General features: G+C 73.7%; 12 protein-coding genes. 7 read left to right on the top strand and 5 right to left on the bottom strand.

Annotated features, from left to right (window positions below):
• Positions 1 to 69: 69 nt before the first annotated feature.
• Together I4I78_RS22655 and I4I78_RS22650 are read right to left on the bottom strand one after the other, a co-directional pair.
• Positions 70 to 420 carry a metallopeptidase family protein gene (locus I4I78_RS22655; protein WP_218613481.1) on the bottom strand — a complete coding sequence of 117 codons (351 nt, stop codon included), beginning with the start codon at positions 418 to 420 and terminating at the stop codon, positions 70 to 72.
• A gap of 14 nt (positions 421 to 434) precedes the next feature.
• Positions 435 to 1,799, bottom strand: coding sequence for a septum formation family protein (locus I4I78_RS22650; protein ID WP_218613480.1), 1,365 nt, complete (start codon positions 1,797 to 1,799; stop codon positions 435 to 437).
• A gap of 191 nt (positions 1,800 to 1,990) precedes the next feature.
• On the opposite strand from I4I78_RS22650, the gene I4I78_RS22645 reads away from it, so the two are divergent.
• From I4I78_RS22645 to I4I78_RS22635, 3 genes are all read left to right on the top strand, one after another.
• Positions 1,991 to 2,644: a hypothetical protein gene (locus I4I78_RS22645; protein ID WP_218613479.1), complete on the top strand. Its 654-nt coding sequence runs from the start codon at positions 1,991 to 1,993 to the stop codon at positions 2,642 to 2,644.
• A 10-nt stretch (positions 2,645 to 2,654) separates the two neighbouring features.
• On the top strand, positions 2,655 to 3,821 hold the full coding sequence (locus I4I78_RS22640; protein ID WP_218613478.1) for a glutathionylspermidine synthase family protein: 1,167 nt from the start codon (positions 2,655 to 2,657) through the stop codon (positions 3,819 to 3,821).
• 98 nt (positions 3,822 to 3,919) lie between these two features.
• Positions 3,920 to 4,375 carry a DUF350 domain-containing protein gene (locus tag I4I78_RS22635; RefSeq protein WP_218613477.1) on the top strand — a complete coding sequence of 152 codons (456 nt, stop codon included), beginning with the start codon at positions 3,920 to 3,922 and terminating at the stop codon, positions 4,373 to 4,375.
• Positions 4,376 to 4,508: 133 nt separating this feature from the next.
• Here the strand turns inward: I4I78_RS22635 and I4I78_RS22630 are convergent, their stop codons facing one another.
• Positions 4,509 to 5,150, bottom strand: a complete 642-nt coding sequence (locus tag I4I78_RS22630; RefSeq protein WP_218613476.1) for an endonuclease — start codon at positions 5,148 to 5,150, stop codon at positions 4,509 to 4,511.
• Between the two features lie 87 nt (positions 5,151 to 5,237).
• Complete coding sequence (locus tag I4I78_RS22625; RefSeq protein ID WP_218613475.1) at positions 5,238 to 6,356, bottom strand: glycosyltransferase; 1,119 nt, start codon at positions 6,354 to 6,356, stop codon at positions 5,238 to 5,240.
• A 79-nt stretch (positions 6,357 to 6,435) separates the two neighbouring features.
• Between I4I78_RS22625 and I4I78_RS22620 the strand changes: the two genes are divergently transcribed.
• The 4 genes from I4I78_RS22620 (at position 6,436) to I4I78_RS22605 (ending at position 10,371) form a co-directional block, all read left to right on the top strand.
• Complete coding sequence (locus I4I78_RS22620; RefSeq protein WP_308252296.1) at positions 6,436 to 7,287, top strand: HAD family hydrolase; 852 nt, start codon at positions 6,436 to 6,438, stop codon at positions 7,285 to 7,287.
• A gap of 198 nt (positions 7,288 to 7,485) precedes the next feature.
• On the top strand, positions 7,486 to 8,124 hold the full coding sequence (locus tag I4I78_RS22615; protein ID WP_374225893.1) for a phosphatase PAP2 family protein: 639 nt from the start codon (positions 7,486 to 7,488) through the stop codon (positions 8,122 to 8,124).
• A complete protein-coding gene (locus I4I78_RS22610) occupies positions 8,121 to 9,044 on the top strand; it encodes a decaprenyl-phosphate phosphoribosyltransferase (protein WP_218613474.1) in 924 nt (307 codons plus the stop codon). The genes I4I78_RS22615 and I4I78_RS22610 overlap by 4 nt, the downstream gene beginning before the upstream one ends.
• Before the next feature lie 76 nt (positions 9,045 to 9,120).
• A complete protein-coding gene (locus I4I78_RS22605) occupies positions 9,121 to 10,371 on the top strand; it encodes an aspartate aminotransferase family protein (protein WP_218613482.1) in 1,251 nt (416 codons plus the stop codon).
• A gap of 88 nt (positions 10,372 to 10,459) precedes the next feature.
• Here the strand turns inward: I4I78_RS22605 and I4I78_RS22600 are convergent.
• Positions 10,460 to 12,127 (bottom strand): DUF6541 family protein (locus tag I4I78_RS22600; RefSeq protein WP_218613473.1); only part of this gene is annotated, 1,668 nt, incomplete at its 5' end.

The raw sequence follows: 12,127 nt of genomic DNA, 5'->3' as shown, positions 1-12,127 counted from the left end.
CTCGGTGTTGATGCGCGGCTCCGCAGGCTGCGCGCTCGGTGTTGATGCGCGGCTCCGCAGGCTACGCGCTCAGCCCCAGCCCAGCTCGTGCAGGCGCTCCTCGGCGATCCCGAAGTGGTGCGCGATCTCGTGCACCACCGTGATCGCGACCTCGTCGACGACGTGCTCCTCGTCCTCGCACATCTCGAGCACGGCGTCGCGGTAGATCGTGATCCGGTCCGGGAGCTCGCCGCCGTAGTCGCTGCTGCGCTCGGTCAGCGCGACGCCCTCGTAGAGCCCGAGCAGCTCGGGGTCCTCGGGGTGGCGGGGCTCGATCAGCACCACGACGTTGTCCATCCGCGCCGTCAGACCCTCCGGGACCTGGTCCAGGGCGTCCGAGACCAGCTCCTCGAAACGCGCCGGCGTCATCGGCACACTCATGGCGTGCGCACGTGTCAGGGCGCCAGTCCGGGCAGGCCGGGCGGGATGTTCGGCAGGCCCGGCGCCGGCGTCGCCGGTGCGACCGGGCCACCCGAGGCGCCCCCGTCACCCGGCGGTGCGGCACCCGAGGTCGGGGCGGTACCGACCGTCGGCGGGGTTCCCGAGGTGGCGGACCCGTCCGGCGCACCCGGCGCCGGCGTCGCGGACCCGGCAGGCGGTGCGGGCTGGCCGCTGACGCTGAGCTTGCCCTTCACCGAGCCGGTGATCGCGGCGAACCCGCTGCCGTCGGGCAGCAGCGTGGCGAGGTTGCAGTTGACCTTGCGGCTGCCGGCCTTCCAGGACGGCTCGGAGAGGTTGTCCCAGTAGACGGTGAGCTTGTTCTGGGCGATCGCCGCCTTGTTGCTGCCGGCGAACGTGTCCGCGGCCTTCTGGCAGGCCGGCTGCAGGAAGCCGTCCTGGTCCTCGACCGAGGGCATGTCCTCCTTGAACTGCGTGCCAAGGTCGACGACGCCGACCGACTCCACGGCGTGCGGCTTCGCGCAGTCCACCGGGTCGCCGACGGTGCGGCCGTCGATGCCCAGGCAGGTCCCGGCGGGCACCACGGCGGACTGGTCCTGCGCCGCGACCTTGCCGCTGATCGGGGTCATCGTCCCGGACCGCGACGCGGACTGCAGGCCGCACCGCATGCCCCGGTCGCCGCCGTCCCAGCGCGCCTGCGACGGCTTGAGCGCACCGACCCGGAACTTGCCGTCCGGGTCGAACTTGTTCTTGAGGTAGCCGTTGACCACAGGGGTGCAGCGCTCGGCGACGAGCTTCTGCCAGCCCTGGTCGCTCGGGAACGCGGGCTGGTCGAGCAGCTTGACGTTGCCGGCCTGCTCGAACAGGTGCGGTCGCGCGCAGTCGACGGCCGCGGTGTCCACGGCGTCCGGGCGGCTCCAGTTCAGGCAGACCCCCGCGGTGTCCGGCGGCGGCGGCATCGGCGGCGGTTCGTCGGCGGCCGGGGCCGCGCCGGGCCCGCCCGCCCCGGAGGACGCGAACGACCCGAGGACCGGGACCTGCGCGCCGAGGAAGGAGTCCAGCGACGCCACGGCCAGCATCAGGAACGCGCCAACCAGGATCCCCACGCCGATCCGACGTGCGGTGGAGGTGGTGGCGTCCCGGCCCCGCCGCCCCGGACGGACGGGGGTGCGCCGGTCTGCACGGGCCAGCCCGGCGGGCGCGCCGGTCGCCGGGTCCGGCACGACGGCGGTGCGGCCGTAGCGGCCGTCGTACCCGTCGTAGGCGCCGACGACCGCGGTCGACCCGGGATCACCGGGGCCGGCCGGAGAGGCGTGGCGGCGACGGGGGGGAGCGGCGCCATGTGGGGAGACGGGGTCCATGACGACGTCCATGATGCCGTGCGTTCCACAGCGGATTCACCCGGGCGTGCCTGTGGCGCGGCGGTCGGTCGGCCGCGTGCTGCGAACGACGGCCGCCGTGGCCGAGACGTTGTGAAATGGATACCGTTGGTCGGAGGAATGAGCCCAGGTGACGGGTTCGGGAGCCGGTACGGTGCGTATGGGGGTGAGCCATGACCGACGACGGACGACACGCGGCGGGCGACGGGTCCGGGGGGCCCGGGCAGCCCGGCGGCCCGGACGACGGCGCGACGGACGAGACGCCGACGACACCCGGGCGGATGCGGCGCCAGGACGAGAACACCGCGCCGCGCGAGCCCACGCTGGCCGAGCGCCGCGCGCGCGAGCAGAAGATCCGCTCCGACCGCGAGGCGGTGCGCCTCAAGGAGGCGCGCAGCAAGAAGAACAAGAAGCTGCTGATCGGCGGTGGCGCGACCGTCGGCGTGGTCGCGCTGATCGCGGCCGTCTACGCGGCCTCGTCGAGCGGCGAGGAGGTCGAGGCGCGCTGCACCGACGCGAACAACGTCGTCGTCGACGACGCCAACTGCCAGCAGGCGGCCGGCAACGGCAACGTCAACAACGGCGGCGGCGGGTTCGCGTTCGTCCCGATCTTCCTCGGCGGCGGCGGGCGGCAGTACCACTACAACTACGGCGGCTCCGGTGGCCTCGGCCAGGTCGCGACCGGCGGGAACGTCTCGGCCCCGCCGCGGGGCGCGACCGTGAAGAGCGGCACCTCGGGCAGCACGATCTCCCGCGGCGGCCTCGGCGTGAACAGCGGTGGCAGCAAGGCCGGCAGCGGTTCCAGCGGTTCCAGCAGCGGGAGCTGACGACACCACCATGCGGCGCGAGAAGGGCACCCCCCGTCCGGGGTGGGAGAAGACGGTCGCCGACCAGGGCCTGGTGTTCGGGATCCCCGGCCGGGACGCGGCGGGGCGCAACAGCCGTCCGTACTGGGACGAGTCCGTGCACTACGTGTTCGAGATGGACGAGGTCCTGTCCCTGGAGGCGGACGTCGAGGTGCTGCACTCGATGTGCCTGGACGCCGTCGACCACGTCGTGACGACCGAGCGCTACGCCGACTTCGGCCTGCCGGAGTGGTGCTGGGAGGCCGTCGGGGCCTCCTGGAAACGGCACGACCCGCACGTCTACGGACGGTTCGACCTGCGCTACGACGGGTCCGGGCCGGCCAAGATGCTCGAGTACAACGCGGACACCCCGACCTCGCTGCTCGAGGCGTCGATCCTGCAGTGGAACTGGCTGCAGGACGTCCACGGCGACGACGACCAGTGGAACTCGCTGCACGAGAAGCTGGTCGAGCGCTGGAGCGGGATCAAGGCGTCGCTGCCCAGCGCCGAGGTGCACTTCACCTGGTCCGGTGCGGACTCCTCCGGTGAGGACCACATCACGGTCGGCTACCTGCAGGAGACCGCCGCCGAGGCCGGCCTGGACACCATCGGCCTGGCGATCGAGGACGTCGGCTGGGACTCGGCGCTGGACCGGTTCGTCGACCTCGAGGAGGCCCCGATCGCGGGGGCCTTCAAGCTCTATCCCTGGGAGTGGATCCTCGGCGACGAGTTCGGCAAGCACGTGTCGCGCAGCCTGCCGGACACGCTCTGGCTGGAGCCGCTGTGGAAGACGCTGCTGTCGAACAAGGCGCTGCTGGCGGTGCTCTGGGAGATGTACCCGGGGCACCCGAACCTGCTGCCCGCCTACCTGCGTGACCCCGGGATGCTCACCGAGTACGTCAAGAAGCCGCTGCTCGGGCGCGAGGGCGCGAACATCACGGTCGTCTCGCCGGGCAGCGAGGTCGCGACCGGCGGGGTGTACGGCGAGGAGGGCTTCGTCTACCAGCTCTTCGCCCCGCTGCCCGAGTTCGACGGCTTCCGCCCGGCCCTGGGCGCCTGGGTCGTCGGCGACACCGCCGCCGGCCTCGGTATCCGGGAGACGGCCGGCCTGATCACCGACGACGGCGCCGCGTTCGTCCCGCACCGCATCCCCGAGTAGGTCGCACCCGCTCCACCCCCGGTACCCGCACACCCGTTTCGAACCGGACGAATCCCCACGATCCGCCCGGACCGCTCCCCTTATCTCGGAGGTTCCCCGTGACGACCACGGTGCTGGCGCAGGACGCGATCTACTGGAGCTTCGTCGGCCGCGGTGTCGGCGCGATCCTGCTCTACGCCGTGATCGGCGTGCTGCTGATGCTGCTCGGCTTCTGGGCGATCGACCTGACCACGCCGGGCAAGCTCCCGCAGATGGTCCGCGCCGGCCTGCCGAACGCGGTGACGATCACCGCGGCCGGGATGCTGTCGATGGCGTTCATCATCGTGGTCGCGATCTACTCCTCGTCCGGCTCGCTGCTCGAGGGCATCCTGTCGTCGCTGATCTTCGGCCTGGTCGGGATCATCGCCCAGGTCGCCGCCGTGCGGCTGCTGGAGTGGGTGACCCGGATCGACATCGGCGAGGTCATCCAGTCCGAGGAGCGCCGCGCCGCCGCGAACGTCGTGGCCGCCGCGCACGTGGCGCTGGGCCTGATCGTCGCCGTCGCCGTCCTGTAGCCGCGCCGGTGACAGCCCCGTGAGACCGGACGTCGCGGTCGAGCGGGACGTGACAGGGGCCGGCGGGCGTCGGAGTCCCTGTCATGTTCATCTCGACGGTTGCCCGACGCCCCGAAGGTCCGGGGCGGGGAGGTCACGAACCGAGGACCTGGCCGGCCACGTCCTTGTCCAGCGCCACGCGGGTCAGCGCAGCGGCGAGCTCGGCCAGCCGGTCGCCCTCGACGAGCTCGGCCAGCTCATTCCCGTCCCGGGGCAGGCCCACGCGCTCCGCGCCGTCGAGCGCCTTGCCGTCGAGGGCCGGGCGCAGCTCGGGCCACACGGCCTGGGCCTCGCGGGCGAAGATGTCCGCGCCGACCGGCCCGAGCCGGGGGAACGCGGTGAGCAGCTCCCGGATCTTCTTCGGGTCGCCGCCGGCCTCCTCGCGCAGCCGACGCAGGTCGCCGCGGTACCGGTCGAGCAACAGCTCGGCGGCCTCGCCCAGCGCGGTCGCGGTCTGCTCGTCGTAGCGGCGGTAGTGCGCGCGCCCGAGCGCGTCCACCCGGTCCTGCCAGGAGGCGTCGCGCATCTTCTCCGGGGTGCCCATCCCGGAGGAGACGAGCTCGTGCGCGGCGTCGACGGCGAGCTCGGCCTTGATCCGCGTGGAGAGCAGCGTGGCCAGCACGAGCAGCCGGTAGAGCGGGGCGGGCTTGTCCTCGAGCGTGATCCCGGCCTCGGCGGCGTAGGTCTGCCCGGCCGTGTCCAGCAGGGCGGAGACGGTGCGGTCGTCGGCACTCATGACCGGCGACTACCCGCCCGGCAGCGTGGTCAGTCCCCGCGGTTCCAGCTGCCTGTCCCGCAACGCCGATCACGGATCGGGCGCGCCTCAACCGAGTGCGGTGATGGCGTCCACCCGGGCCTGGGGCGGGGGCATGGCCTCGATCTCGGTGCGCACGGCGCGGGCGGTGGCGGCCAGCTCGCCGTCATGCACCAGCCGGCCCAGGGCGTCCGCGGTGACCTCGCCCGCGATCCCCGCACCCCGGGCGTCGACCAGCTCGGCGTTGTGCCTGCGGTCGCCCGCGCCGGGCACGGCCAGCTGCGGGATCCCCGCGGACAGGGCGGCGAGCACCGTCCCGGCCCCGCCGTGGTGCACGACGCCCGCGCAGCCGGGCAGCACGTCGGGCAGCGGCACCCAGCCGACCGTCCGCACCCCGGGCCCGACCCTGCGGGCCACCTTGGCCGAGGGCCGGACCAGCACGAGCTCGCAGTCCACGCCGTCCGCGGCACGCACGGCGGCGGCCATCGGGTCGCCGCGGCCGGGGCCGGCGACCGTCGTCCGGGTCACCAGCACGCGCGGACGGTCCGACGGCGCGCGCAGCCAGCCGGGCACGTCGGTGTCGCCGCGGCGGCGGTGCCCGGTGTCGACCGGGCGCATCGGCAGCCCGTCGCGGAGCCCGACGAGGCTCGGCGGCGCGATGGTCAGCGTCAGGGCGGGCGCGGGCAGCGCGGTCATCCCGTGCCGCCACATCGCCCGCTGCATCGTCCGCGCGCCGACGGTCGCCTCGACCAGGCCCGCGCCCGCGTACAGGTTGTTCTCCTGCAGCACGGCCGGGACGTCGTGTCGCGCGGCGGCCAGCGCCCCGGCGGCCGCGAGCGGCTCGTGGATCACGACGTCCGGGCGCCACTGCGCGACAACGGTGACCAGCGCGTCGGCCAGCTCCTCGTTCACCGGCCCGAACAGCCGGCGCACCCCGCGGTCGCCGCCGCGCCCGGCCAGCTCGGCGCGCGCGGTGACCGGGTGGGTCACCATCGCGGCGGCGGCGATCCGGCCGAACCGCAGGTTCCGGGCCACGTCGATCACCGGGAGGCTGCCGGTGTCGGCCTCCAGCGCCTCGCCGCCGCTGGCCAGGAGCACCTCGTGCCCGGAGTCCCAGAGCGCCTCGGCCAGCGGGAGCAGAGGCAGCAGATGCCCGGTCATCGGGGCCGAGACCACCAGCACGCGCACTCCCCGAGCGTAACCGTGTCGATGCTCGTTCCGCTGCGCTCTCGGCCGACGGGTCCGCGCCGCCCGTAGGGTGGTGGTCGTGATCTCGCCGGACGCGCCCGAGGCGCCGCACCACACGGGCGCTCCCCGGTTGGTCGCCACCGACGTCGACGGCACCCTGCTCGACGACGACCACGCCATCTCCGAGCGCACCGTCTCTGCGATCTCCCGCGCGGTCGCCGCCGGCGCCGGGTTCGTGCTCGTCACCGGACGTCCGCCGCGCTGGATCCCGCCGATCGTGGCCCGGCTGCCGGCCGGCCTGGTCCGGCTGTGCGTGTGCGCGAACGGCGCGGTGCTCTACGACGCGGTCGACGACGCCGTGCTCGCCGCGCACACCCTCGACCCGGACGCCGTGCGCACCGTCGCCGCCATCGCCGCGGAGCTGTTCCCGGGTTGCGGCCTGGGCGTGGAGCGGGTCGGCAACTCCGAGACCGGCGGCGCCGACGAGTTCCTGGCCGACCCCGCGTACGTGCACGCCTGGGGCGAGTCCGACGCCGGGCCCGCCACCCGCGACGAGCTGCTCGCCCACCCGGTCACCAAGCTGCTCGTCCGCGCACCGGAGCTGTCCAGCGACCAGATGCGAGAGCGTCTCGGGCCGCGCGTCGAGGGCCTCGCCGACCTGACGTTCTCGCACCCCGGCGGGCTGATCGAGGCCGCGGCACCCGGCGTCACGAAGGCGAGCGGGCTGGCCGAGGTCGCCGCCCGCGCCGGTGTCGACGCGTCCGACGTCGTCGCGTTCGGTGACATGCCCAACGACCGCGAGATGCTCCGCTGGGCCGGGCGCGGGGTGGCCATGGGCAACGCGCACCCGGAGCTGCTCGCCCTGGCCGACGAGGTCACCGCACCCAACACCCGACACGGGCTGGCCGAGGTTCTCGAGCGCTGGTTCTAGGCCGCACGGGCGTCCGCGGCGTCCCGGCCGGACACTTCGGACGGGCAGCCCCGTCCGGAGCCGGGCCGTCGCCGCGCGTAGCATGACCGGCTGTCATCGCCCGCACTCCGCGGGCACGCCGGCGTCGAACACCGACGAGCACGAGCGTCGTGGAGGGCCCACCCCGTGGCCGAGATCCTGGACCGCCCCGGTCCGCACGTGCCGGACGGCGCGTCCGACCCGGGCGCGCCCGGCCGAGCGGGGACCGACCCGGCCCCCGCCGGTGAGCTCGCCCTGCTGGGGGCAGTGCAGCGCGCCGTCGCGCACCCGCCCGTCGTGGCGGCCGCCCGCGGGATGTCGCTGTTCGGCGAGCACGCCGCGGGCTGGCTGGCGATCGGGCTGGTCGGCGCCGCGCTCGACCGGCCCCGCAGGCGGGAGTGGCTCGGCTCCGCCGCGGCCGTCGCGCTCGCGCACGGAACCTCGATCGGCGTCAAGCGGGTCGTCCGCCGCCGCCGTCCGCAGCACCCGTCGGTGCGGGTCCTGGTGGGGACGCCGAGCCGGCTGAGCTTCCCGTCCTCGCACGCCACCTCCACCACCGCCGCCGCGGTGCTCTACGGCGGCCTGCTCGGCCGCCCGGTGACACCGGTGCTGGTACCCGCCATGGCGGTGTCCCGGCTGGTGCTGGGCGTGCACTACCCGAGCGACGTCGCGCTCGGCTCCGCGCTGGGGGCCGCCATCGCCCTCGGCTCCCGCCGGTGGCTGCGCCGCCGCGCCACGAAGCCCCCGACGAACTCTCTGACGAACTCCCTGACGAGCCGCGTGCGGACCGGCCGCAGCACCGGGAAGGCAGACTCATGACCAGCACCGACTCGACCCCGAAGGTCGACGAGGCCCCCGACCGCAAGCCGATGGGCACCGCGCGGGGCGTGCTCAAGACGATGCGCCCGCGACAGTGGGTCAAGAACGTCCTGGTCTTCGCTGCGCCGTTCGTCGGCGGTGGGCTGTTCGGCGGACCGGTACTGGTCAACTGCCTGATCGCGTTCGCCGCGTTCTCGCTCGCCGCGTCCGGGGTCTACCTGGTCAACGACGCGCTCGACGTCGAGTCCGACCGGGTGCACCCGACCAAGTGCAAGCGCCCGATCGCGGCCGGGATCGTGCCGGTGCCGCTGGCCTACGGCGTCGCCGCGGTGCTGTTCCTCGGCGCGATCGCGCTGAGCCTGCTGACGACCTGGCAGCTCGTCGTGGTGCTCGCCGTCTACGTCGTCGTGCAGCTCGCCTACTGCATCTGGCTCAAGCACCAGCCGGTGCTCGACATCTGCATCGTCGCGAGCGGCTTCCTGCTGCGCTCGATCGCCGGCGGTGTCGCGACCGGGATCGCGCTCTCGCAGTGGTTCCTGCTGGTCGCCGGGTTCGGCTCGTTGTTCATGGTGGCCGGCAAGCGCTACGCCGAGATGATGGTCGCCGAGAGCACCGGCGCGAAGATCCGCAAGTCGCTGGAGAGCTACTCCTCGTCCTACCTGCGCTACATCTGGTCGCTGTCGGCCACGGTCATGATCACGACCTACAGCCTGTGGGCGTTCGAGATCCGCGAGACGCAGAACAACACGATCTGGTCGGTGATCTCGATCGTGCCGTTCGTGATCGCGGTCCTGCGCTACTCGGTCGACGTCGACCGCGGCACCGGCGGCGAGCCGGAGGAGATCGCGCTCGGGGACCGGGTCCTGCAGGTTCTCGCCGTCGTCTGGGTGGCGATGCTGACGCTGGCCGTCTACGCCTGAGACGTGTAGGCACTCCGGTGTGCCGAATTCTCCGGATGACCTCCTCGCGCGTCACCGCGCCGTCCTGCCGTCCTGGATGGCGCTCTACTACGACGAGCCGATGGAGATCGTCTCCGGCTCCGGGCGGCGGGTCACCGCGTCCGACGGGCGCACCTACCTGGACCTGTTCGCCGGGATCCTGACCAACGGGATCGGCTACGACATCCCGGAGATCTCGGACGCCATCCGGTCGCAGGTCGACACGGGTGTCCTGCACACCTCGACGCTGTATTTGATCCGCAAGCAGGTCGAGCTGGCCGAGAAGATCGCCGCGCTGTCCGGGATCGACGACGCGAAGGTGTTCTTCACCTGCTCGGGCACCGAGGCCAACGAGGCCGCGCTGCTGCTGGCCACCGAGTACCGGCGCAGCTCGCAGGTGCTGGCGCTGCGCAACAGCTACCACGGCCGTGGGTTCGCCTCGATGGCCGTCACCGGCAACCGCAGCTGGTCCGCATCGGCGTTGTCCCCGGTGCAGGTCTCCTACGTGCACGGCGGCTACCGCTACCGCAGCCCGTTCCGGCACCTCTCCGACGCCGACTACGTCGCCGCCTGCGTCGAGGACCTGGTCGACGTGCTGGACACCACGACCTCCGGCGACGTCGCGTGCATGATCGCCGAGCCGATCCAGGGCGTCGGCGGTTTCGCCACCCCGCCGGACGGGCTGTTCGGCGCGTTCGCCAAGGAACTCTCGCAGCGCGGCATCCTGCTGATCGCCGACGAGGTGCAGACCGGCTGGGGCCGCACCGGCGAGCACTTCTGGGGCATCCAGGCGCACGGCGTCACCCCGGACGCGATGACGTTCGCCAAGGGCCTCGGCAACGGCCTGACGATCGGCGGCGTCGTCGCCCGCGCCGGGCTGATGGACTGCCTGGCGGCCAACTCCATCTCGACGTTCGGCGGCAACCCGCTGTCGACGGCGGGCGCGCACGCCGCGCTGACCTACCTGCTCGACCACGACCTGCAGGCCAACTGTGCCGCCCGCGGCGACGAGCTGCTCTCCGGCCTGCGTGCGCTGGAGCTGCCGGTGGTCGGGGACGTGCGCGGCAAGGGTCTGATGATCGGGGTCGAGCTGGTCGGGCCGGCCGGGGAGCCGGACGCCCCCGCCGCAGGCCGCGCCCTGGCGCTGGCCCGGGAGAACGGGATCCTGGTCGGCAAGGGCGGCCTGCACGGCAACGTCCTGCGCATCGCCCCGCCGATGACCCTCACCGCCGACGAGACGACCGAGGCCCTCACCGCGCTGACCGCCACCCTGCGCACCGTCCAGCAGGAGCTCACCCCGGCTCCCTGAGCCCGACTTCGCACAGGTCGGTGTGTCCTCGCACAGGGCAGAACCTGTGCGAGGGCACCGGAACTTGTGCGAGGTGCGAACCGGCGGCTCAGCCGGGCGGGGCTAGGCGGGTGAGGTCGAGGCGGTAGACCGACACCGTGCCGTCGCGGTGGGCGAGGGTCAGGCCGGGGAGTCCGTCCAGGCCGGTCAGGCCCGGCGCGGTGGTGAACGGCCTGCTCCGGTCGAACCAGCCGAACGGGGCTCCGCTCGCGCCGATCCCGGGCGCGGCGGAGTCGACGTAGACCCAGCCGACGTCGAGCCGCTCCAGCTCCGCGCGCACCGCCGGATCGGTCGGGTAGCGGTTGAACGACGCCAGCAGCCCGAACGTCCAGGGCGCGCTGCCGTTGCCCAGCGAGGTCACGTTGACGATCGGGATCCCGGCCGCGACATAGAGGAACGTCGACCCGTCGTTGGCCGAGTTCAGCACCCGCTCGCCGGGCGCGACGCGTCCGCGCAGGAAGTCCACCGCAGCGAGGTCGGACCCGGAGACACGGTTGAACTCGGGCGTCGCGTAGCGCTCGGCGACGCTACGGGTGCTGGTGGTGGTGGCGGTGTGCACCGGCCCCGCGAGCAGCACGATCCCGGCCACGAGCACCAGAGCCGAGGCGACCGGCCAGGCCCGCACCGCGCGCGGGAACACGCGCCGCGTCCGTCGCACCGCCTCGGTCACGACCAGCGCCACGGCGAGCCCGGCGAACGTCGGCACGAACAGCGACACGTGCGACCAGACCCGCAGCAACGCGTTGTAGAAGAAGCCGGTGACCTGCGCCTGCAGGCCCACGCCCGGGCTGATGAACGCGGCCACCACGACCGAGACCCAGACCGCCCAGGCCAGCACCGGCCCGAGCCCCCGCCGCGTCCGGACCACGACCAGCACCCCGGCCAGGTACAGCACCGTCAGACCGATCTGCCCGGTCGTGCGCTGCGGGTCCAGGTAGCCGCCGTAGCCGAGCCCGAGCGCGCTGCCCAGCGCGTCGCCGAACGCCGCCGGCGAGGAGTCCGGGCTGAACGATGCGACCCCGGACACCGATCCGCCGGCGCGCAGCACCAGCGGCAGCGCCAGCACCCCGGCGACCACCCCTGCGCCGAGCAGCACCGGTACCGAACGGCGCAGCCGCACCCAGCCGTCGCGGGCCACGAGGTCCCCGGCCAGCCAGGCGGCCGTGCTGAGCCCGACCGTCATCGCGGCGCCGGGATAGGTCGCCACGATTCCCGCGGCCCCCACACCGAGCGCGACGGCGGTACGCACCCGGCGCTCTCCGCCGGCCAGCAGCAGCGCGGCGACGAGCCCCGGTGCCAGTGCGAGCGCGACGGCCGTCGCGTAGATGCCGCCGTCGTGCATCAGCTGGAACGCCGGCCGGTAGAGCGCCGGGGCCACGACGCCCGCGACACCGGCGGCGAGCCACGCGGCACCGGTCCCGGCGCGCAGCCGGCGCGCCGCGACGGCGGTCAGCACGGCGACCGAGAGCACCCAGCAGACGGCGAGGTAGACGACCGTGAGCGCGTTCAACCCGGGTACCGCGCCCGGCCCCAGCGCGCCGACCAGGGCGGGGACGAGGTGGCTGCCGGAGGGGTAGAACGAGACCGGCGTGCCGGTCAGCACGTCGACCGGCTCGACCTGCCAGGGCGCCGCGCGACCGGTGCGCATGATCCACGCCACCACCACCTGGTGGGTGATCATGTCGTGTTCCTGGGCGACCCGGTCGAGACCGCCGAA

The sequence above is a fragment of the Pseudonocardia sp. KRD291 genome (assembly GCF_019263595.1).
Taxonomy (GTDB): Bacteria; Actinomycetota; Actinomycetes; order Mycobacteriales; family Pseudonocardiaceae; genus Pseudonocardia.
This window is presented reverse-complemented; position numbering and strand designations above follow the sequence as displayed.

Bases quoted from the DNA above. Each gene is read 5' to 3' on its own strand.
- I4I78_RS22655 (WP_218613481.1), bottom strand. From the start codon at position 420: ATGAGTGTGCCGATGACGCCGGCGCGTTTCGAGGAGCTGGTCTCGGAC.
- I4I78_RS22650 (WP_218613480.1), bottom strand. From the start codon at position 1,799: ATGGACCCCGTCTCCCCACATGGCGCCGCTCCCCCCCGTCGCCGCCAC.
- I4I78_RS22645 (WP_218613479.1), top strand. From the start codon at position 1,991: ATGACCGACGACGGACGACACGCGGCGGGCGACGGGTCCGGGGGGCCC.
- I4I78_RS22640 (WP_218613478.1), top strand. From the start codon at position 2,655: ATGCGGCGCGAGAAGGGCACCCCCCGTCCGGGGTGGGAGAAGACGGTC.
- I4I78_RS22630 (WP_218613476.1), bottom strand. From the start codon at position 5,150: ATGAGTGCCGACGACCGCACCGTCTCCGCCCTGCTGGACACGGCCGGG.
- I4I78_RS22610 (WP_218613474.1), top strand. From the start codon at position 8,121: ATGACCAGCACCGACTCGACCCCGAAGGTCGACGAGGCCCCCGACCGC.
- I4I78_RS22605 (WP_218613482.1), top strand. From the start codon at position 9,121: ATGGCGCTCTACTACGACGAGCCGATGGAGATCGTCTCCGGCTCCGGG.